The organism is Pseudomonas sp. GW821-FHT12A04 (genome assembly GCF_058807755.1).
Genome location: NZ_JBXAQZ010000017.1, coordinates 29,080 through 51,258, shown reverse-complemented (window position 1 = coordinate 51,258; position 22,179 = coordinate 29,080). Strand labels below are relative to the sequence as shown.

Annotated in this window: 18 protein-coding genes; 15 read left to right on the top strand and 3 right to left on the bottom strand. The window is 60.1% G+C overall.

The features are described from left to right. Nucleotides 1-91 precede the first annotated feature (91 nt). The 5 genes from AC1RS8_RS24640 (at nucleotide 92) to rarD (ending at nucleotide 5,895) form a co-directional block, all read left to right on the top strand. Nucleotides 92-832 carry a ComFC family protein gene (locus AC1RS8_RS24640; protein WP_489339351.1) on the top strand — a complete coding sequence of 247 codons (741 nt, stop codon included), beginning with the start codon at nucleotides 92-94 and terminating at the stop codon, nucleotides 830-832. A gap of 63 nt (nucleotides 833-895) precedes the next feature. Continuing rightward, the gene (locus tag AC1RS8_RS24635; protein ID WP_218494744.1) at nucleotides 896-1,660 is read left to right on the top strand and encodes a TOBE domain-containing protein; all 765 of its coding nucleotides are present in this window, start codon (nucleotides 896-898) and stop codon (nucleotides 1,658-1,660) included. Nucleotides 1,661-1,727: 67 nt separating this feature from the next. Next, nucleotides 1,728-3,629: a PhoX family protein gene (locus AC1RS8_RS24630; RefSeq protein WP_489339352.1), complete on the top strand. Its 1,902-nt coding sequence runs from the start codon at nucleotides 1,728-1,730 to the stop codon at nucleotides 3,627-3,629. Between the two features lie 196 nt (nucleotides 3,630-3,825). After that, complete coding sequence (locus AC1RS8_RS24625) at nucleotides 3,826-4,800, top strand: serine/threonine protein kinase (protein WP_057713022.1); 975 nt, start codon at nucleotides 3,826-3,828, stop codon at nucleotides 4,798-4,800. A 207-nt stretch (nucleotides 4,801-5,007) separates the two neighbouring features. Further along, a complete protein-coding gene (gene rarD / locus AC1RS8_RS24620) occupies nucleotides 5,008-5,895 on the top strand; it encodes an EamA family transporter RarD (protein ID WP_057713021.1) in 888 nt (295 codons plus the stop codon). Nucleotides 5,896-6,110: 215 nt separating this feature from the next. Here rarD and AC1RS8_RS24615 read toward each other — a convergent pair whose 3' ends face one another. Then, nucleotides 6,111-6,629 (bottom strand): glycine cleavage system transcriptional repressor, encoded by a 519-nt coding sequence (locus AC1RS8_RS24615; RefSeq protein ID WP_057713020.1) that lies wholly within the window; start codon nucleotides 6,627-6,629, stop codon nucleotides 6,111-6,113. A gap of 546 nt (nucleotides 6,630-7,175) precedes the next feature. Here AC1RS8_RS24615 and AC1RS8_RS24610 point away from each other — a divergent pair. Beyond that, nucleotides 7,176-9,353, top strand: a complete 2,178-nt coding sequence (locus AC1RS8_RS24610) for a malate synthase G (RefSeq protein ID WP_489339353.1) — start codon at nucleotides 7,176-7,178, stop codon at nucleotides 9,351-9,353. Between the two features lie 110 nt (nucleotides 9,354-9,463). Here AC1RS8_RS24610 and AC1RS8_RS24605 read toward each other — a convergent pair whose 3' ends face one another. Then, nucleotides 9,464-9,910 carry a response regulator gene (locus AC1RS8_RS24605; RefSeq protein ID WP_090451799.1) on the bottom strand — a complete coding sequence of 149 codons (447 nt, stop codon included), beginning with the start codon at nucleotides 9,908-9,910 and terminating at the stop codon, nucleotides 9,464-9,466. A gap of 253 nt (nucleotides 9,911-10,163) precedes the next feature. Between AC1RS8_RS24605 and AC1RS8_RS24600 the strand changes: the two genes are divergently transcribed. The 9 genes from AC1RS8_RS24600 to AC1RS8_RS24560 all read left to right on the top strand — a co-directional run bounded on the left by AC1RS8_RS24600 (nucleotide 10,164) and on the right by AC1RS8_RS24560 (nucleotide 20,549). Beyond that, nucleotides 10,164-12,104 (top strand): putative nucleotidyltransferase substrate binding domain-containing protein, encoded by a 1,941-nt coding sequence (locus AC1RS8_RS24600; protein ID WP_489339354.1) that lies wholly within the window; start codon nucleotides 10,164-10,166, stop codon nucleotides 12,102-12,104. Then, the gene (locus AC1RS8_RS24595) at nucleotides 12,101-12,808 is read left to right on the top strand and encodes a 3'-5' exonuclease (RefSeq protein ID WP_407516221.1); all 708 of its coding nucleotides are present in this window, start codon (nucleotides 12,101-12,103) and stop codon (nucleotides 12,806-12,808) included. The genes AC1RS8_RS24600 and AC1RS8_RS24595 overlap by 4 nt, the downstream gene beginning before the upstream one ends. Nucleotides 12,809-13,034: 226 nt before the next feature. Then, nucleotides 13,035-13,553: an RNA polymerase sigma factor gene (locus AC1RS8_RS24590; protein WP_090451802.1), complete on the top strand. Its 519-nt coding sequence runs from the start codon at nucleotides 13,035-13,037 to the stop codon at nucleotides 13,551-13,553. Then, entirely contained in the window at nucleotides 13,550-14,524 is a 975-nt protein-coding gene (locus AC1RS8_RS24585) for a FecR domain-containing protein (protein WP_407516220.1), read from the top strand. Before AC1RS8_RS24590 ends, AC1RS8_RS24585 begins: the two co-directional genes overlap by 4 nt. 272 nt (nucleotides 14,525-14,796) lie before the next feature. Further along, nucleotides 14,797-17,232, top strand: a complete 2,436-nt coding sequence (locus AC1RS8_RS24580; protein WP_489339355.1) for a TonB-dependent siderophore receptor — start codon at nucleotides 14,797-14,799, stop codon at nucleotides 17,230-17,232. 72 nt (nucleotides 17,233-17,304) lie between these two features. Beyond that, the gene (locus tag AC1RS8_RS24575; RefSeq protein WP_489339356.1) at nucleotides 17,305-18,435 is read left to right on the top strand and encodes a PepSY-associated TM helix domain-containing protein; all 1,131 of its coding nucleotides are present in this window, start codon (nucleotides 17,305-17,307) and stop codon (nucleotides 18,433-18,435) included. Further along, the gene (locus AC1RS8_RS24570) at nucleotides 18,432-18,611 is read left to right on the top strand and encodes a hypothetical protein (RefSeq protein WP_085716476.1); all 180 of its coding nucleotides are present in this window, start codon (nucleotides 18,432-18,434) and stop codon (nucleotides 18,609-18,611) included. The genes AC1RS8_RS24575 and AC1RS8_RS24570 overlap by 4 nt, the downstream gene beginning before the upstream one ends. Before the next feature lie 180 nt (nucleotides 18,612-18,791). Further along, nucleotides 18,792-19,421, top strand: coding sequence for a glutathione S-transferase family protein (locus tag AC1RS8_RS24565; RefSeq protein WP_057716548.1), 630 nt, complete (start codon nucleotides 18,792-18,794; stop codon nucleotides 19,419-19,421). Between the two features lie 102 nt (nucleotides 19,422-19,523). Then, entirely contained in the window at nucleotides 19,524-20,549 is a 1,026-nt protein-coding gene (locus AC1RS8_RS24560) for an RHS repeat-associated core domain-containing protein (protein WP_489339357.1), read from the top strand. 228 nt (nucleotides 20,550-20,777) lie between these two features. Here AC1RS8_RS24560 and creD read toward each other — a convergent pair whose 3' ends face one another. After that, entirely contained in the window at nucleotides 20,778-22,148 is a 1,371-nt protein-coding gene (gene creD / locus AC1RS8_RS24555) for a cell envelope integrity protein CreD (RefSeq protein WP_489339358.1), read from the bottom strand. Nucleotides 22,149-22,179 lie beyond the last annotated feature (31 nt).

Here is a 22,179-nt window from a genome sequence, read left to right as displayed (position 1 = left end):
GCGTTTCCTTTGAATTATGCTTTGGCAGTCGGCTGGGTAATGGAGTTTCACAGCCGCTTCACAGATGTTTCGGCATATTTAAGGAAGAGCGATGCGCTGTCAACCACGATACGAAGGACCGGTTTACATCTGGTTAAAAAACAAACAACCATGCCTTTTGTGCGATGAAACGGCCGACGGCATCCCTCCTGTCTGCACGGCCTGCGAAATCGAGTTGCCCTGGCTCGGTGATCACTGTCTGACCTGCGCCCTGCCGCTCCCGGCCGCAGGACTGACCTGCGGCCATTGCCTGAAGCAGCCACCGGCCTTCGAACAAGTGATTGCGCCCTGGACCTACAGCTTTCCGGTAGACAGCTTGATCACCCGCTTCAAACACAACGCCAAGTGGCCGTTTGGCCGCCTGCTCGCCGAACTTCTTGTTCAATACCTGCAACATCGCTTCGAAGACGATCTGCTGCGACCCCAGGCGCTGATCCCGGTGCCGCTGGCCAATCGGCGCCTGCGCCAGCGCGGGTTCAATCAGGCGGCGATGCTGGCTCACTGGTTGAGTGCGAGTCTCGATATCCCTTGCGACGAACGGTTGCTGCTGCGCACTCAAGACACCGACGCCCAACAGGCATTGAACGCCGAAGCCCGCCTAAGGAACCTGCGCAATGCTTTCGCCCTGGCACCCGGCGCGGTCGTCAAAGGCCGGCACCTGGCTCTGGTCGACGACGTACTGACCACCGGAGCCACGGCCCAGGCCCTGGCTCGCCTGTTGATGGACGCCGGGGCGGCGAGGGTCGACGTCTATTGCCTGGCCCGCACGCCCAAACCCGGCGAGACACCCTGACTTGACTCGCGCGGCCCAAGCGACCAACGTCCTCACCATCGTCACCACCCAAAGCGACTTGTCATGTCTTTGCCAACCTTGCTGTCCCAGCACATTGTCCGCCGTCCGCAGCGCATCGCCCTGCTGCAGCACATCGCCGAACAAGGCTCGATCACCCGCGCGGCAAAAAGTGCGGGCCTGAGCTACAAGGCTGCCTGGGATGCGATCGATGAGCTGAACAACCTGGCGCAGAAGCCGCTGGTGGAGCGGATTGTCGGCGGCAAGGGCGGCGGCGGTGCGCGCCTGTCCAACGAAGGTGAGCGGGTGTTGCGCCTGTATCAGAAGCTGCAAGCCTTGCAGGCCCAAGTGCTGGAAGCAACTGAAGACGCGAGCGATCTGGATCTGCTCGGGCGCCTGATGCTGCGCACCAGCGCGCGCAATCAGTTGCACGGCAAGGTGATTGCGATCGAACCTCAGGGACGCAACGACCTGATTCGCCTCGAAGTCGCCGAAGGCGTGATCGTCGCCGCGCAAATCACCCACGACAGCACCGAGCGCCTGGAACTGCAAATCGGCACTGAAGTCGTGGCATTGATCAAGGCCGGCTGGCTCGACGTGCTGCAAATCGACTCTGTCGAAACGCCTGAAAACAATTGCCTCAGCGGCATCATCGAAAAAATTCTCGACGCCGACGACGGTCCCAGCGAAGTGCGCATCACCCTGCCCAACGGCCTGACTCTATGCGCCTTGGCCGAACCGAGTCATCTGCAAGCATCGGGGCTGACGTGCGGCAAACCGGTGCGCGTGGAGTTTTCGCCGTCCAGGGTTCTGCTGGGCACACCACTGTAAGCAGAACTGCAACAAAAGGTTCATGACTCATCTTTAAGGTGTCTGCAAAATCCGCAGGGAGCCTGAAATGAGCCTATTAGAAGAAAACCAGTCCACCGACCTCGAAACCATGGTCGGCCTCAGCCGTCGCGGCTTCATCAGCGCAGGTGCCCTGTGCGGCGCGGCGATGTTCCTTGGCGGCAACCTGCTGAGCCGCAGCGTGATGGCCGCCAGTGTCAGCGCCGGCAACAGCCAGTTACTGGGTTTCGACAGCATTGCCGCCGCCACCAGCGACACCATCACCCTGCCACCGGGCTACAAGTCCTCGGTGCTGATCAGCTGGGGCCAGCCCCTGCACAAGGACGGTCCGGCGTTCGACCCGAGCGGCAACGGCAGCGCCGAACATCAGGAAGTCCAGTTCGGCGACAACAACGACGGCATGAGCCTGTTCGAGTTTCCGGGCGAAAAAGACCGGGCGCTGATGGCGATCAACAACGAATACACCAACTACCGCTACCTCTACGCCCACGGCGGCATGCCGCAATCGGCGCAAGAAGTGCGCAAGGCGCTGGCCTGCGAAGGTGTGTCGGTGATTGAAGTGCAGCGCAAGAACGGCCAATGGCAGTTCGTCCAGGGCTCACGCTACAACCGCCGCATTCACGGCAACGCACCGATCACCCTGAGCGGCCCGGCCGCCGGACATGCCCTGCTCAAAACCAGTGCCGATCCGCACGGCAAGAACGTCCTGGGCACCTTCCAGAACTGCGCCAACGGCAAGACGCCGTGGGGCACCTATCTGACCTGTGAAGAGAACTTCACCGACTGCTTCGGCAGCAGCAACGCCGAGCAGAAGTTCGACCCGGCGCAAAAACGCTACGGCGTGGTGGCCACCAGCAAAGAAATCAACTGGCACCAGCACGACGAGCGCTTCGACATGGCGAAGAACCCCAACGAGCTCAACCGTCACGGCTGGGTGGTGGAGATCGATCCGTTCGATCCGAAATCGACGCCGGTCAAACGCACGGCCCTGGGCCGCTTCAAGCACGAAAACGCCGCACTGGCCGAAACCGGCGACGGTCATGCCGTGGTGTACATGGGCGACGATGAACGCGGTGAGTTCATCTACAAATTCGTCAGCCGCGACAAGATCGACCACAAGAACCCCAAGGCCAACCGTGACATTCTCGACCACGGCACCCTGTACGTGGCGCGGTTCGATGCCGGCGACGGCAACGTCGATCACCCGAAAGGCCAGGGTGAATGGATCGAACTGACCCACGGCAAAAACGGCATCGACGCCAGCAGCGGTTTTGCCGATCAGGCCGAAGTTTTGATTCACGCGCGTCTCGCCGCCAGTGTGGTGAAAGCCACGCGCATGGACCGCCCGGAATGGATCGTGGTCAGCCCCAAGGATGGCCAGGTCTACTGCACGCTGACCAACAACGCCAAACGCGGCGAAGACGGGCAACCGGCGGGCGGGCCGAACCCGCGTGAGAAGAACGTCTACGGCCAGATCCTGCGCTGGCGCACCGAGCGTGACGATCACGGCTCGAAAACCTTTGCCTGGGACCTGTTCGTCGTCGCCGGTAATCCGGGGGTTCACGCCGGCACACCAAAAGGCGGATCGTCGAACATCACGCCGCAGAACATGTTCAACAGCCCGGACGGCCTGGGCTTCGACAACGCCGGACGCTTGTGGATTCTCACCGACGGCGATTCGAGCAACGCCGGAGACTTTGCCGGCATGGGCAACAACCAGATGCTCTGTGCCGATCCGGTAACCGGCGAGATTCGTCGTTTCATGGTTGGCCCGGTAGGTTGTGAAGTGACGGGGATCAGCTTCTCGCCGGACCAGAAAACCCTGTTTGTCGGGATTCAGCATCCGGGTGAAAACGGCGGTTCTACCTTCCCCGAGCACCTGCCCAACGGCAAGCCGCGGTCTTCGGTGATGGCGATTTCGCGGGAAGATGGCGGGATCGTCGGCGCCTGACAACCCCTCATCGCGAGCAGGCTCGCTCCCACAGGATTGGCGCGATTTCATATCTGGCGCATGACCTGTGGGAGCGAGCTTGCTCGCGATGGCGTCAGCACATACAACGCACACCTCAAGCCCACCCCCTAAAGCCCCGCCGTCTGCGCTACCATGCCTGGCCGGACGCAGCAGCCTGCTGCGCGCAGGAGTCAGCATGGCCCACCCGTTTGAAACCCTCACACCAGACCTCGTGCTCGATGCCGTCGAAAGCATCGGCTTTCTCAGCGACGCGCGCATCCTGGCGCTCAACAGCTACGAGAACCGTGTCTATCAGGTCGGTATCGAAGACGCCGAGCCGCTGATCGCCAAGTTCTACCGGCCGCAACGCTGGAGCAACGAAGCGATTCTGGAAGAGCACCAGTTCACCGCCGAACTCGCCGACTGCGAGGTGCCGGTCGTGGCGCCGTTGATCCACAACGGTGAAACCCTGCACGAACACAACGGTTTCCGTTTCACCCTGTTCCCCCGCCGTGGCGGCCGAGCACCTGAGCCGGGCAACCTCGACCAACTCTATCGCCTGGGCCAGTTGCTCGGGCGCCTGCATGCGGTCGGCTCGACCCGGCCGTTCGAGCACCGTGAAGCGCTGGCGGTAAAAAACTTCGGTCATGACTCGCTGGCCACATTGCTCGACGGCAACTTCATCCCCCGCAGCCTGCTGCCGGCCTACGAGTCAGTGGCCCGCGATCTGCTCAAGCGTGTGGAAGATGCCTACAGCAACACGCCGCACCAGAACATCCGCATGCACGGTGACTGCCACCCCGGCAACATGATGTGCCGTGACGAGATGTTCCATATCGTCGACCTCGACGACTGCCGCATGGGGCCGGCGGTACAGGACATCTGGATGATGCTCGCTGGCGATCGCCAGGACTGCCTGAGCCAGTTGTCGGAACTGATGGACGGCTACAACGAATTCCACGACTTCGATCCCCGTGAACTGGCCTTGATCGAACCGTTGCGCGCCCTGCGCCTGCTGCATTACAGCGCCTGGCTCGCCCGCCGCTGGGACGATCCTGCCTTCCCCCGCAGTTTTCCGTGGTTCGGCACCGAGCGTTATTGGGGGGATCAGGTGCTGGCGTTGCGCGAGCAGTTGGCGGCGCTCAATGAAGAACCGCTGAAACTCTTCTAACCCCACCCGAAACCCTGTGGGAGCGAGCTTGCTCGCGATGACGGCAGCAAATTCAACATTGATACAAGCTGATCCACCGCTATCGCGAGCAAGCTCGCTCCCACAGGTTGTCCGTGTTCACAAATGTCCTACCTATTCAGTCAGGACATTCGCAGACAAATCTCCTTACAATCCCCTCTTTGTTAGCTGCCTAAGCAAGGATTCTGCATGCAAGCCGCCAACCCGCGTCGCGGGTACATACTGGGCCTGAGTGCCTATATCATCTGGGGGCTTTTCCCCCTCTACTTCAAAGCCATCGCCAGCGTGCCCGCAGTGGAAATCATCATCCACCGGGTGCTGTGGTCGGCGCTGTTCGGCGCCTTGTTGCTGATGGTCTGGAAGCATCCCGGCTGGTGGCGCGAGCTGCGGGAGAACCCCAAGCGACTGGCGATCCTGGCCCTGAGCGGCGCGCTGATCGCGGCCAACTGGCTGACCTACGTCTGGTCGGTGAACAACGGCCGCATGCTGGAGGCAAGTCTCGGTTACTACATCAACCCCTTGGTGAACGTGTTGCTGGGCATGCTGATCCTCGGCGAACGGCTGCGGCGCATGCAATGGATTGCCGTCGGCCTGGCGGCGGTGGGTGTGGCGCAGCAGGTCTGGCAAGTCGGCAGTCTGCCGTGGGTGTCGTTGGTGCTGGCCCTGACCTTCGGCTTCTATGGCCTGATTCGCAAGCAGGCACCGGTCAAGGCACTGCCGGGGCTCGTGGTGGAAACCTGGATGCTGGTGCCGATTGCCCTTGGCTGGTTGCTGCTCAATCCGACGGCCAGCAGCGCCCAGGCCGAATTCTGGACCACGTCCCAGGCCTGGTGGTTGGTCGCCGCCGGCCCGATCACGCTGGTGCCGCTGGTCTGCTTCAACGCTGCTGCACGGCATTTGCCCTACACGACACTGGGGTTTCTTCAGTACCTGGCGCCAACCCTGGTTCTGCTGCAAGCCGTTCTGCTGTTTGGCGAGCACCTGTCGTCCAGCACCTTGGTAGCGTTCATGTTTATCTGGGCCGGTCTGGCGGTTTACAGCGTCGATGCGTGGATAAGTTTGCGCCGCCGCAGCTGATCAAAAAACGCACAAAAGCCTACAGGCCACGTCTCCCGTGGCCTGCATCATTCCTTCCCAAGGTTATCCACAGCGTGATCCCCGCCGATTGTGCGCAAGTGGCTGAAACTGCTGGTTTTTTGATCAGATCATGAAGAACCCCGGTCGGCGTGGCCTGGCGGGGTGTCTCTACAGGTTATCCACAGGCCGGTGCACGTTTAACTTGGATAACCTGATCAGGGATCACTGCGTAGCACCAACTCGACCATCAGATCGTCCGCCAGGGTTTCCAGGCGCGATTGCAGCACGTCCAGCGACAGCGTCAGCGGGACCGCGAGAATCGCTTCGGCATGGAACAACGGCTCGCTGCTCATCGGGGCCGGGCGCACTTCGGTAACCAGCCGTTCCAGACTCACCCCCTGCTCGCTCAACAAGCGTGTGATGTCACGCACGATCCCCGGACGATCATTTCCCACCAGTTCCATGGCGATCGGCTTCCAGGTGCAGGATTGTTCGATGCTGCTTTCGGCGACCAACACGCGAATGCCTTGGGCGGACAGGCCCTGCAGGGCCGCGACCAATTCATCGTAGGCCTCGGCCGGCACGCCCACCCGCAGAATCCCGGCGAATTGCCCCGCCATGCGCGACATGCGGCTTTCCAGCCAGTTGCCGCCGTGCTCGGCAATGCATTGGGCAATGCGCTCGACTTGCCCGGGCTTGTCCGGAGCAAAAACAGTGAGTACGAGGTGGTCCATGGCGCAGCCCTCCAGTCATGACTTTTGTTATAGAGAACCAAGTATAGGCAAGGGTTGGACCTGCGCCGACAGGTCAGGCGTCTTCGCGAGCAGGCTCGCTCCCGCAAGGGTTGCGCGGGCCTTTGTGGGAGCGAGCCTGCTCGCGAATGAAGGCACCGCCGATCTGACTGACCCAACAAATCGTGTACAACTTTTGATATTTAACTGGAACAATCCAATAGTTTTTTGAGAACATCACGCTCCCCGACGTGACCGCAATGCGTCACGGGGTCGCAGAACGACGTAATTAGTCTAATTTTCACAACCGCAATTCATCATGTAGTATGCCGCAGCGCGCACTACATAACGTTGGATCGATGTCTGCCGCAGGCACGTTCGCAACCCTGAAAGCCCTGTCAGCAAGGCCCCAAGCCGTTGATTGGTCCCAACCCAGCCGCCTGTCATGGGCATGTACTGGTAGAGGGGTTTGTGGTTTAAATGGCCAGAGGCTTCATTGTTAAATTGAAGAGCTGAAAAGCGAAATAGCTGAGCAGAGTGAGGCAAGCAATGACTGAACACGTTCAAGTCGGTGGCCTGCAGGTCGCCAAAGTCCTGTTCGACTTCGTGAACAACGAAGCCATTCCCGGTACCGGCCTCACCGCCGATAAGTTCTGGGCCGGTGCCGACAAGGTCATCCATGACCTGGCACCGAAGAACAAAGCCCTACTCGCCAAACGCGATGATTTCCAGGCTCGTATCGATGCCTGGCACCAGGAACGTGCAGGCCAGGCGCACGACGCCGTGGCCTACAAAGCTTTCCTGCAAGACATCGGTTATCTGCTGCCAGAAGCGGCCGATTTCCAGGCAACGACGCAAAACGTCGATGAAGAAATCGCCCGCATGGCCGGTCCACAACTCGTGGTGCCGGTGATGAACGCCCGCTTCGCTCTCAATGCTTCGAACGCCCGCTGGGGTTCGCTGTACGACGCGCTCTACGGCACCGATGCCATCAGCGAAGCTGACGGCGCGGAAAAAGGCAAAGGCTACAACAAGATTCGCGGCGACAAGGTCATCGCCTTCGCCCGCGCCTTCCTCGATGAAGCGGCGCCACTGGCAGCCGGCTCCCACGTCGACTCCACCGGCTACAAGATCGTCGACGGCAAACTGGTGGTCGCCCTCAAAGGCGGCAGCAACACCGGCCTGCGCAACGATGCGCAACTGATCGGCTTCCAGGGCGATGCCGCTGCACCGACCGCGATCCTGCTGAAAAACAACGGCCTGCATTTCGAAATCCAGGTCGACGCCAGCACCCCGGTCGGCCAGACCGACGCGGCCGGCGTCAAAGACATCCTGATGGAAGCCGCGCTGACCACCATCATGGACTGCGAAGACTCGGTTGCCGCAGTCGATGCCGATGACAAAGTGGTGATCTACCGCAACTGGCTCGGCCTGATGAAGGGCGATCTGTCGGAAGAAGTCGCCAAGGGCGGTCAGACCTTTACCCGCACCATGAACGCCGACCGCACCTACACCGCCATCGATGGCAGTGAACTGAGCCTGCACGGTCGTTCGTTGCTGTTCGTGCGTAACGTCGGTCACCTGATGACCATCGATGCGATCCTCGACAAAGACGGTAACGAAGTGCCTGAAGGCATTCTCGATGGCCTGGTGACTTGCCTGGCATCGATGCACAACCTGAACGGCAACACCTCGCGCAAAAACACCCGCACCGGCTCGATCTACATCGTGAAGCCGAAGATGCACGGCCCTGAAGAAGCGGCGTTCACCAACGAGCTGTTCGGTCGCATCGAAGACGTGCTGGGCTTGCCGCGCAACACCCTCAAAGTCGGGATCATGGACGAGGAGCGTCGTACCACGATCAACCTCAAGGCCTGCATCAAGGCGGCGAGCGAGCGTGTGGTGTTCATCAACACCGGTTTCCTCGACCGCACGGGCGATGAAATCCACACCTCCATGGAAGCCGGCCCGATGGTGCGCAAGGCGGACATGAAGGCGGAAAAATGGATCGGCGCCTACGAGAACTCCAACGTCGATATCGGTCTGAGCACCGGCCTGCAAGGTCGCGCACAGATCGGTAAAGGCATGTGGGCCATGCCGGACCTGATGGCGGCGATGCTCGAACAGAAAATCGCTCACCCGATGGCCGGTGCCAACACCGCCTGGGTACCCTCGCCGACCGCTGCTGCCCTGCACGCGCTGCACTACCACAAGGTTGACGTGTTCGCCCGTCAGGCCGAACTGGCCAAACGTGCCCATGCTTCGGTAGACGACATCCTGACCATCCCGCTGGCGGTCAACCCGCAGTGGACCGCCGAACAGATCAAGAACGAACTGGACAACAACAGCCAGGGCATTCTCGGTTACGTGGTGCGCTGGATCGACCAGGGTGTCGGCTGTTCGAAAGTGCCGGATATCAACGACGTCGGCCTGATGGAAGACCGTGCAACGCTGCGTATTTCCAGCCAGCACATCGCCAACTGGCTGCGTCACGGCATCGTCACCGAAGAGCAAGTGATGGAAAGCCTCAAGCGCATGGCGCCGGTGGTTGACCGTCAGAACGCCGGCGACGCGCTTTACCGTCCGCTGGCCCCGAACTTCGACAGCAACATCGCCTTCCAGGCGGCGGTCGAACTGGTGGTCGAAGGCACGAAGCAGCCGAACGGCTACACCGAGCCGGTCCTGCACCGTCGTCGTCGCGAGTTCAAGGCTGCCAATGGCCTGTAACTGAGCGTCTGCGCCGGATATGAAAAAGCCCTGATCGAAAGATCAGGGCTTTTTCTTTTTGGGCTGTCCGCGATCTCCCACAGAGGTAGTTCAGGGCTGACAGGCTTGGACTAAGGCTCCACCCCAAGTTCATGCTTGACCAGTTCCAGCAGCTTGCCGGCATCAATCGGCTTGAGCAGAAAGTCCACCACATTCAAATGCATCGCGGCGATCGCATCTTTCACGTCGGCATCACCCGAGACGATGATGATCGGCAACGCCGCCCGTACCGACTCGCGCACCTGTCGGATCAGGTCCAGGCCGTCGACGAGGCCCATGCGCAGGTCGGTAATCACCAGTCCGATCGAAGGTTTCTCCTCCAGCATCTTGAGTGCTGCTTCGCCACTGGCCGCCGTCATGCAGTGAATACCGTCAAGCGCCAGGATCTCTGACAACAGTTCCCTGGCGTCTTTATCGTCATCGACGATCAGCACCCGTTGTGGCGGCAGGTCAGGTTCCAGCATGACGGCGCTCAAGGCTTCGCGCTCGGCGTCGCTCAAAATATCGTGGTCGGACATGGCTTTCTCTACATGTTCAGTTCATTTCCCTAGCACAGTGACGAGACATCGCTAAGCAGGCCTTAAATGTGCGCTTCGTCGGATATTTTTCCAATAGGGGGACGGAGAGGTTTTTCGCACAGTTGCGTAGGATTCTTCCGACATTTCAGCATACCAATCGCCTACCTAGACTTACGTCCAATGGGCACTCCGGCCACAGGGGTCGACCATGTCTGGGTCATCCGACAACAACAATTCAAAAAAGACTGCGGTAATGGTTATGAGTAAAGCGGACGCCTTCACACAGGCAGGGAAAACCGCGGTGTTGCAGAACATCCAGGGCACGTTGCAATTCCTCCAGCGCTTCCCGCCCTTCAATCAGATGGAACACGCTCACCTGGCGTATCTGGTCGAGCAATGTCAGATGCGTTTTTACGCCCCCGGCGATAGCATCATCAAACCCGCTGACGGCCCGGTCGAGCACTTCTATATCGTCAAGCAAGGCCGGGTCGTGGGCGAGCGTCCGCATACGGTAAACGGTAGCACCGAAACGGTCTTCGAGATCACCACTGGCGAATGTTTCCCTCTCGCGGCGTTGCTGGGTGAACGGGCGACCCGCACCGAGCACCTGGCCGGCGAAGACACCTTCTGCCTGCAACTGAACAAGCCGGCATTCATCCGCCTGTTTTCGCTATCGGACACCTTCCGCAACTTCGCCCTGCGCTGCGTCAGCAGCCTGCTGGATCAGGTCAACCAGCAAGTGCAGCAAAAAGCCGTGGAAACCCTGGGCACCCAATATTCGCTCAATACCCGACTGGGCGAATTGGCCATGCGCCACCCGGTGACATGCGCCCCGCAGACGCCATTGCGCGAAGCCGTGACGTTGATGCACGAACAACAGGTCGGCAGCATCGTGGTGGTCGATGAACTCAAGGCGCCACTGGGGATTTTCACCCTGCGCGACCTGCGCCAGACCGTGGCCAACGGCAGCAGTGATTTCAACGAAGCCATCGAAGGGTACATGACCCGGGCGCCGTTCTTCCTGTCGCCGGATCAGAGTGCATTCGACGCGGCGATTGCCATGACCGAGCGGCACATCGCCCATGTCTGCCTGGTCAAGGACCAGCGCTTGTGCGGCGTGGTTTCCGAGCGTGATCTGTTTTCCCTGCAACGGGTCGACCTGGTGCACCTGGCGCGCACTATCCGCAATGCCCAGAAAGTGGAAAACCTGATGGCGCTGCGGGGCGAAATCGGTCAACTGGTCGAGCGCATGCTGGCCCACGGCGCCTCTTCGACGCAGATCACCCACATCATCACCTTGCTCAACGACCACACCGTGTGCCGAGTGATCGAGCTGACTCTCGCCGAAAAAGGCGACCCCGGCGTGCCGTTCAGCTGGCTGTGTTTCGGCAGCGAAGGCCGTCGCGAGCAGACCCTGCACACCGATCAGGACAACGGCATTCTGTTCGAAGCCAGGGATGCGGCCCATGCCGCCGAGATTCGCGGCAAACTGTTGCCCATTGCCCAGCAGATCAACCAGAGCCTGGCGCTGTGCGGCTTCACCTTGTGCAAGGGCAATATCATGGCTGGCAATCCTGAGCTGTGCCTGTCCCGGGCCGAATGGGCGCGGCGCTTTGCGGCGTTTATCCGCGAGGCAACCCCGGAGAACCTGCTGGGTTCGAGCATCTATTTCGATTTGCGCGTGGTCTGGGGCAGCGAGCAAGGCTGTGAGCAATTGCGCCGGAGCATTCTCGACCAGGTCGGCGACAACCGCTTGTTCCAGCGCATGATGGCTGAGAATGCGTTGCGCAATCGCCCGCCCGTAGGGCGTTTCCGCGAGTTCGTACTGGCGCGAAAAAATGGCGAGAAGGCCACCCTGGACCTGAAGACTCAGGGTCTGACACCCTTTGTCGACGGCGCCCGGTTGCTGGCCCTGGCCCACGGTATCGAAACAAACAACACGCTGGAGCGTTTTCGCCAGTTGGTCGACAAGGAGGTCATCGATCCCCTGGACGGTGCCGCGTACGAAGAGGCCTATCACTTCATCCAGCAAACCCGCATGCAGCAACATCAACTACAGACCCGAGAGAATTTTCCTTACTCAAATCGGGTCGATCCCGACAGCCTCAATCATCTGGACCGGCGCATCCTGCGTGAGTCCCTGCGCCAGGCACAGCGCCTGCAAAGCAGCCTGACCTTGCGGTATCAGATATGAGCCTGTTTTCATGGCTGCGCCCGGCCGGCCCGAGCTTGTCCGCAGACCTGCAACTACGTCTTCAACGCCTGCCGACGGTCACCGGATTGAGTGAATGCAGCCTGCGCGAGCAGCGCTGGGTAGTGCTCGACCTGGAAACGACCGGGCTGAATATGAACAAGGACCGGGTACTGTCCATCGGCGCCGTGGTGATCGAGGATGGCGCGATCGATTTCAGTCGACAGTTCGAGCGAACCTTGCAATGCGGCGAACTCAAACTCGGCCCCAGTGTGCTGATTCACGGCTTGGGCCCCAGTGCAATCGCTGCCGGCAGCGATCCGGCCGAGGCGCTGCTCGAACTCATGGAGTTTGTCGGCGACAGCCCGGTGCTGGCCTTCCATGCGCCTTTCGACCAGCACATGTTGGCGCGCGCCCTGAAGGATCATCTGGGTTACAAGTTGCAGCATGCCTTTCTGGATGTGGCAGATATTGCGCCACTGCTATGCCCCCAGGCGCACATTCGCGAGGCCGGGCTGGACGATTGGATCGACTGGTTCAAGCTCGAAGTCTTCGAGCGCCACCACGCCAGCGCCGACGCCCTGGCCACCGCCGAACTGGCACTGATCCTGTTCAGCCGTGCGCGGCAGCAGCAGATTCATAGCCCGTTGAATTTGCAACAGCGCTTGAGTCAGTGGAAGCGCCGGCAGCAGGCGCCTTCCTTCTGACCCATACGCCATCCCTGTAGGAGCGAGCTTGCTCGCGATGGTCTTGAACGGTGACGCGTGCTGTCTGGAAAAATGCGTCGCCTTCAAATTCATCGCGAGCAAGCTCGCTCCTACGGGGGCCTTCGCCAAATCCCCACCCGACCAACGCCAATTGCTTACCTCCCTCGCCTCTGCCACAATCGCGAACAATTCTCGTTAGTTAATATTTCCCAATCGGTGATGCGGCGTGTCGTCAGTCCCAAGCCCTCAAAGTGAGCTCGTCGGTGCGTTATATCGCGACCATCGCGGTTGGCTATTGGCCTGGCTTCGACGCAACGTCGCCTGCCCGCAGCGGGCCGAAGACCTGAGCCAGGACACTTTCGTGCGTTTGCTGGGCCGTGAAGAACTGAAAGCACCGCGCGAGCCGCGGGCATTCCTGGTGGCGATCGCCAAGGGCCTGCTGTTCGATTATTTCCGTCGCGCCGCGCTGGAACAGGCCTACCTCACCGAGTTGATGCTGATTCCCGAAGCCGAACAACCGTCGGCGGAAGAACAGCAAATGATCCTCGAAGACCTGAAAAACATCGACCGCTTGCTTGGCAAGCTTTCCAGCAAGGCCCGGGCGGCATTCCTCTATAACCGCCTCGACGGCCTCGGTCACGCGGAAATCGCCGAGCGCCTCGGTGTGTCGGTGCCGCGGGTGCGCCAGTACCTGGCCCAAGGCATTCGCCAGTGCTATATCGCGCTGTATGGTGAGCCGACATGAACCCGGTCAGTTCCAAACCGGTATCGGCCAGCGTGCTGGACGCGGCGATTGCCTGGCAGCTGTCCATGGACTCCGCCAACCCGGTAGAGCGCGAAGAGTTCGCCAAGTGGCACGCGGCCCATGAAGAACATGCCCGCGCCTGGCGCCAGTTGGGCATGCTCGACCAGCGTTTCAGCGTGGCCAGCGGCCCGGCCCGCACTGCCTTGCTGCAATCACGCGAAGGCATTCGTCGGCGAGTGCGCAAGCTTGGCAACGGTGTCGCCAGTATCGTTGCCGTGATCGGCCTGGCCCTGTTCGCCGGGGATCGTTACCTGCCGATCGACTATTGGCTGGCCGACCAGCGCACCGCCGTTGGCGAGCAGCGCACCCTGCGTCTGGCTGACGGCACGCTGATCAATCTCAATACCCACAGCGCGCTGGATGTGCGTTTCGATGAAAAGCAGCGGCGCATCGTGCTTCAGGAAGGCGAAATCCTGGTTGAAACCGGCCATGGCGATCCCCGGCCGTTCATCGTCGAAACCCGCGAAGGCAGCATGCGTGCGCTGGGTACGCGGTTTCTGGTCAAGCGCGAGGAGGACGGAACGCGCTTGAGCGTATTGCAGTCGGCGGTGGCGGTTCACCCTGAGTCCAACCCTGACGAAAAGATTCTGCGCGAAGGCCAGCAGGTACTGATCCGCAACAACGGCCTGGGCCCGGTTCTGGCCGTCAACCTAGGTGCGGATGCCTGGACTCGCGGCATGCTGGTGGTGGACAACACACGGCTGGAAGACCTGGTGCATGAAATCGGCCGCTATCGAAACGGTTACGTCGGGGTCGCGCCGGAAGTGGCCGACCTGCGCATCACCGGCAGTTTCCCGCTGCGCGACACCGACCTGGCACTCAACGCCCTGCTGCCGACCCTGCCGGTGCAGATCGAACAGCACACGCAGTGGTGGGTGAAGGTCGTGGCCAAGGCCGAAACAAAGCCCTGAATCCGCACACAGAACCCTGTGGCGAGGGGGCTTGCCCCCGTTGGGTCGCGAAGCGGCCCCCTGCATTTTTCTGACTGACTGTGTTCGCTGACGTCACGACTGCTACGCAGCCGAACGGGGGCAAGCCCCCTCGCCACAAAATGCGCATGCCTGAAGCTCCTCGATGTTTATTGAATAACTGAATCGAAATTATTTTCATCCAGCCCTATCACTTTTTGATTTTCGTACGGCACACAGGCAATTGAGAAATGTTTCCATTCAGGAGCCGCTGTATGCCTCGTTCGCTAGACTCCCTGTTACGCCGCAGTTTGCTGGCGGTTGCCATTGCCCTTTGCACCCCTTTGGCCAGCAGCCAACTGGTCGCCGCTGAACAGGCTTCCAGCGTCCGCGCCTACAACCTGCCGACCGCTCCACTGGCCAACACCCTGAACCAGATTGCCAGCCAGGCCGGTCTGGCCCTGTCGTTGAATCCATCCCTGGCGGCGGGCAAGACCTCGGCGCCGGTCAAAGGCCAGTTCGACGCAGCCGGCGCCCTGCGCGAAGCCCTGCGTGGCACCGGGCTGCAACTGGAACAGAGCAGTGCGGGCACCTATAGCCTGGTGGCCGTGCCCGAGGGTGTGATGGATCTGCCGGTAACCAGCGTGATTGGTGTGCAAGACACTGAAAGCGCCTGGGGCCCGGCACAGGGCTACTTGGCCAAGCGCACCGCCGCCGGCACCAAGACCGACACCGCACTGGTCGAGGCACCGCGTTCGATTTCGGTCGTCACTCGCGAGCAGATGGACGACCGCAACGCGCACACCCTCGACGATGCCGTGCGCTACTTGCCGGGTATCACCTCCAGCAGCTTCGGCAGCGACACCCGCGCCGACTGGTTGCGCGTGCGGGGTTTCGAGCCGACTCAATTCCTCGACGGCCTGCCACTGCCAAAAGGTGTGTACTCCAACCCGAAACAGGAAACCTGGAACCTCGACCGCCTGGCGCTACTGCGCGGCCCGGCCTCCTCCGTGTACGGCCAGACCCCGCCGGGCGGCCTGCTGGACATGGTCAGCCGTCGCCCAAGCGCTGAAGCCAGCAGCGAGATCCAGCTGCAATACGGCAGCGACAATCATCGCCAGATCAACTTCGCCAGCACCGGCAAGATCGATGACGAAGGCCAGTTCCTTTACAGCCTCAGCGGCGTGCTGCGCGACGGCGGCACGCCCATCGACCACATCGATGACAAGCGCTACAACATTGCGCCCAGCCTGACCTGGAACATCGACGAAGACACCAAATTCACCCTGCTCACGCAGTTCACCCGTGACGATACCGGTATCACCAGTCAGTTCTATCCGATCCAGGGCACCAAGATCGACATGCCGTTCGGCGATATCTCCCACCACAAGAACCTGGGTGACCCGAACTACGACTTCTACGACCGCACCTACTACGCACTGGGTTATGCCTTCGAACACCGCTTGAACGATGTCTGGCAGTTCCGCCAGAACCTGCGCTACACCAAGTCGGAGCTGTCGTTCCAGGCCGTGACCGTCAATAGCTACGGCCCCTCTTACGGGTCTGTCGTCGACGATCAAGGCAACACCGGCCGTGGCACCACCAATGTCGACGAAGACATCGCCCAATTCGCCGTGGACAACAACTTCCAGGGCGACTTCGTCACCGGCGACGTCAGTCACACCTTGCTGATCGGTCTGGACCATCAGCGCAACACCACCAACTACCTCTCGATCTTCGGCACCGCGCCGGGCATTAACGTCAACGACCCGGTCTATGGCTTGCCGATCGAGCGTCCGGCACGCTCCACAGCCTTCTATGACTACGAACAGAAGACCCAGCAGACCGGCCTGTACATCCAGGACCAGATGGCCCTCGGCCAATGGCGCCTGACCCTCGGCGGTCGTGAAGACTGGGTCCACACCGGTACCACGTTCTTCAACAAGGGCGATGCCACCAACACCGAACGCGACAAGAACTTCAGCAGCAACGCGGCGATCAGCTACGTGTTCGACTCGGGCTTCGTGCCTTATCTGTCCTACGCCGAATCGTTCCAACCGACCAGCAATGCCGTCGCCTCGCCGACCGAGTCGTTCAAGCCGACCGAAGGCAAGCAATGGGAACTGGGGATCAAGTACCAGCCACCGGGCAGCAACACCCTGCTGACCGCGGCTGTGTATGACCTGACCCAGAAAAACGTTTCCGTCACCAACAACGTGGGCAACGTGACAGTCACCAGCCAGACCGGCGAAGTGAAAGTCAAAGGCCTGGAGCTGGAAGCCGTTTCCGACGTGACCGAAAACCTCAAGGTCACCGCTGCCTACACCCTGGCTAAATCCGAAGTGCAAGAGGGCATCTACAAGGGCAATCGCCTGCAACTGATGCCTAACCAGCAAGCGTCGGTGTGGGGCGACTACACCTGGCACAACGGCGTGCTGGATGGCTTCGGCATCGGCGCCGGCGCGCGCTATACCGGCAATACCTATGGCGACCAGGCCAACACCTGGCTAGGCAAGGCCGACGCCTACACGGTGTTCGACGCAGTGGTTCACTACGACCTCGGTCGCCTGGACAACAGCCTCAAAGGCGCTTCGCTGGCCGTCAACGCAACCAACCTGCTCGACAAGGACTACATCTCGACTTGCGACAGCTACTACTGCTACTACGGCGACCAGCGCAGTGTCGTCGCCAGTGCAACCTACAAGTGGTAACGCTTTGAGCTGACACGCCCAATGACCAGGCCGTCCTTCGTGGGCGGCTTTGGTTTTTCTGAAGGCTATGAAATGAAAAGTAAAACAATTCGCCGCTGGTCCTTCGTCCACACCTGGTCCAGCCTGATCTGCACCGCGTTTCTGCTGATGCTGGCACTGACCGGCCTGCCGTTGATCTTTCACCACGAGATCGACCACTTGCTGGGCGATGCGCCTGAAGTGAAGGTAATGTCGGCGGACACCCCGCACCTGAATTTGCAGCAGTTGGTGGACGCGGCCGAGAAACACCGTCCCGGTGAAGTCATGCAGTACTTCGGCTTCGAGGACGATGAGCCCAATGCAGTGCTGACCATCATGGCCGCAACCGCAGGCACCGAGCCGAACTCGTCCCACACCTTCATGCTCGATGCCCGTACTGGCGAAGCGCTGGAAACGCCATCGGCCAACGGCGGCTTCATGATGGTCATGTTGCGCCTGCACGTGGACATGTTCGCCGGCTTGCCGGGCAAGTTGCTGCTGGCGTTCATGGGAATTGCGTTCGTGGTAGCGATCGTTTCCGGCACGGTGCTGTACTTGCCGTTCATGCGCCGCTTGAAATTTGCCACCGTGCGCCAGGACAAATCCACTCGCCTGCGCTGGCTCGACCTGCATAACCTGATCGGCGTCGTGACGTTGACCTGGGCGCTGGTGGTCGGCGTAACCGGCGTCGTCAGTGCCTGCGCAGACCTACTGATTGCCGCATGGCGCAACGACACACTGGCCGCGATGATCGCGCCGTATCGCGATGCACCTCCGCTGACTCAACTGGCGCCGGCCAACCGTTTGCTCGACATCGCCAAGGAAGTCGCACCGGGCATGCAGCCGGACTTCATCGCCTTCCCCGGCACACGCTTTTCCAGTGAGCATCATTACGCAGTGTTCATGAAGGGCAGCACGCACCTGACCTCGCACCTGCTGACACCGGTTCTGATCGATGCCAGCACCCTGCAAGTCACCGCAGTGGTCGAACGCCCGTGGTACATGGACGTCATGGGCATGTCACAACCGCTGCACTTCGGTGACTACGGTGGCATGCCGATGCAGATACTCTGGGCGACCCTCGATGTGCTGACCATCATCGTGCTCGGCAGCGGGGTCTACCTGTGGGTGGTGCGGCGCAAGGCTGCCAGGCCTGTGCTGGAAAAAGCGGAGAGCGTGGCATGAAGCCCCGGCAGTCGAACTTCTGGAAAGTGTTTAGCACTCCAATCGTCATCGCCTTGTTCAGCGCGGCAGGGTTGTTTGCCGCGTTGCTCGGGGATGGTGTGTGGGATTCGCTGAGCTGGCTAGGCTTGGGCATCCCCGCCGCTGTTGCCCTGCGGGGCCTCCTGCAACGCCGCTGAAGCGACATCCCCCCTGTAGGAGCGAGCTTGCTCGCGATGCACCCGAGAACTCCCCGGGGTGTCAGTCTTCCAACGTCATCGTTGACGACCATCGCGAGCAAGCTCGCTCCCACAAGGGATATTGAGCTATCTCCCCAACGCGCTATGCTGCCCGACACTGCCACCGACCGAGACGCTGCCATGTCCGCCCCGAGCATGACCCTGTACCACAACCCGCTTTCCCCCTTCGTTCGCAAAGTCATGGTGCTGCTGCACGAAACCGGACAACAGAACCGCGTAGCGTTACAGACCAGCGTGCTCACCCCGGTCAACCCGGACCTGACCCTGATCGACGACAACCCCCTGAGCAAAATCCCGGCCCTGCGCCTGGCCGATGGCAACATCATTCACGACAGCCGGGTCATCCTCGACTACCTCGACCACCAGCACGTCGGTAACCCGCTGATCCCCCGCGAAGGCTCGGCCCGCTGGCGGCGCCTGACCCTCGCTTCACTGGCCGACGGGATCATGGACGCGGCCGTGCTGGTGCGCTACGAAGTTGCCCTGCGTGCCCCGGAGAAACACTGGGACGAATGGCTCGACGGCCAGCGCGACAAGATCCGTCGCGCCCTGGCATTGCTGGAAAAGGACGCGATTGCCGAGCTGACCTGCCATTTCGATGTGGCGGCAATCAGCGTGGCCTGTGCATTGGGTTACCTGGACCTGCGCCATCCGGATCTGGACTGGCGCACAGCGAATCCGCAACTTGCGGCGTGGTATTTCGAGGTGAGCCAGCGGCCTTCGATGATTGCAACGATGCCGAAGGTTTAGCCTGGTGACACCAACGCACTATCAGTTCTGCTAGTAGGCAAAAACTGAAAAAGCTCCGATGCTCAAGGTCCTGCTATCCGGACCTTGAACGGAGTTCAGTCGATGCCCAATTCAACCCGTGAAACCGTACTGTGCCGCTACCATTACGATCCGCTGGACCGCCAGAATGGCTGTACGGCACTGCAGCAGCCCGTCATTCAGCGTTTTCATTGCAAAAGTCGACTGGCCACCGAGATTCAGGGCTCCGCTCGGTGGAGCATCTTTCAGCAAGATGACCAACTGCTGGCGCAACACAGTCACCTCGACGCCAAGGTGACCGCCACACTGCTGACAACTGACCAACAACGATCCGTGCTCAACGCACTAGAGGCGACTCAACCTAATCCCCTCGCCTACACGCCCTACGGTCATCGCCCGGCGAAGAACAGTTTACTCAGCTTGCTCGGGTTCAACGGCGAACGGCCGGACCCGGTAACCGGGCATTATCATTTGGGCAATGGGTATCGGCAGTTCAATCCGGTGTTGATGCGGTTTAACAGCCCGGATAGTTGGAGTCCGTTTGGGGAGGGTGGGTTGAATGCGTATGCGTATTGCTCGGGAGATCCAGTCAATAAAGTGGACCCTAATGGGCATGCTTTTGGTAGTTTTTTAATGGTTGTTGGGGGAATAGCTAGTATTGCTGGAGGCGTCATTCTTGTGAAAAAAGAAGGATCTGCAGCTTTTATTGGTGGTTTGGCGCTGATGGCGCTCGGTGTTGCCGCGATAGGAGCAGGGATAGGGGGCATGATGACAAGTTCATACCATTCATTGACTCGCCGTCGTTTATCGCCCCCCCAGTTACCCGCTACACCCTCCCCTCCTCAACTTCCTTCGCCTAAATCATTCAATATTCCTACACACTCACCTAATGCGCCAACTACTACTCCTGTTTCAGGTTTATCTGGCTCAAGTCTCACCAGTGGTGCACTCCCATCGCGTCCGTGGCATTTGCATACTTTCGATAATATTAGTATCCCCAGAGTCAAGTTAAAAAATACCAGAAAACTTTCCAACCCCATTTCCTCAGAAGAGTCCAATGTAGGAGCTGACAATGTACCTAATCCTCTCTCCTTACTTAGGCGCGCCTAATAGACCACAAAGGTGGAGAGATAAAAAAGGCGACTGACTTAAATTTAAACAAGTCATTCGCTCGTTGTTTCAGGAAAAAATAGGGACGGATTCATTTAAATGAATCCGTCCCTGACTCGAGCTATACCCTACCTTTTTTGACTGCCTGCCAAGCGGAAAACAACTTCGCGATCCGCATCGCCAACAACCTCCCCTCTCGCTGATCCTCCCGCAACCCCACCGACCGGCTCACTCCACTTCTCCCATGTCAAACGCCACCGGCTTCCCCGCTTTCTGCCCAACCCCATACCAATCCAGCCTCCGCGTCAGCACCATAAACACGCCCAGCAAGCCGAACAGCAGCAGCGAGCCCATCAAGAGCGCGTAATCCTCTGCACTCAACAGCCCGTAGAGCAGCCCATACAACGCCGCCAATCCCACAGAAAAACTCAACCCGTGGCGCACGCTGCGCAACACGTGGCAAACGTAGAACCCGATCAACAACACACAACCGCTGGCGGACAACAGGTACGCCAGAGCAAAGCCGATGTGCTCGGACAACGACAGCAACAACAGGTAGAAGAACGCCAGCGCCACACCTACCAACGCATATTGCACCGGGTGCACCGCTAGGCTCTTCAGCACTTCGAACAGGAAGAAACCGGCAAAGGTCAGGACGATGAACAGCAGCGCATATTTGATCGCCCGGTCGCTTTTCAGGTACTGGTCCACGGGTTCGATGAAGCTCACGCCGAAGCTGCGACCGAACAACGCCTCACAGCCACCGCGGGACACGCAGCTGTTCAGCGTTTCTTGCAGGTTGGTGGAGAAAAACGAGGTTTGCCAATGGGCGGTAAAACCTTGATCAGTGATCTCGCGCTGGGCAGGCAGGTAGTTGCCGATGAAGCTTGGATGCGGCCAGTTGGCACTCAGCGAAACTTTGCTGGTCTTGCCCACCGGCAGTATTTGTAACTGGCCGGTGCCTTGCAGCTTCAGGTCAAAACCGAAGGCCAACTCCGTGGCCTGCTTTGTTTCCAACGCCGGCAGGGTCACGTGGACGCCTTCACCCAGCCAGTTCACTTGGCTGCCCGGAATGAAGTCCAGGTTCTGGCCGTTGAGTTCAAGCTTCAAAGCGTTTTCGATACCACGAATGTCGCTGATGCCAACAGCGAGGAACGGCTGGTCGAACTGGTAATCGGCAAAATCTTCCTTGATGCCCAATTGAACCGGCAGGGAAAAGTGGCCGCTGATGCGGTTGTCTGCATGGAACAACCGCGCCTGGTAAATACCTCGGGAACGCAGTTCGGTCTGAACGTCTGCGTCGAGCTCGAAGCGCTCCGGCAGAAAATACAAACGACCGCGCTCTTCACCGATCTCCTGATAACGCTCGTTGGTTTTTTCGTGGGTCTTCCAGGTGCGCACGACTTTACGATACGGCACCACCATCAGCGGGCCGCTCAATTGCTGGCTGTAACTGGAGCTGCGGGCAATGTCTTCGAGCACACCGTCGCGCAGTTGCTGACGCTCCTGGATCACGCCGTTGATCATCAGCAGTGGAATCAGCAACAACAGAATCAACAGGGCAATTGCCCCGAGTTTTAGGGTCAGGCTACGGTTCATGGGACTCTCCCTGTATTGGATGGGGAGAGTC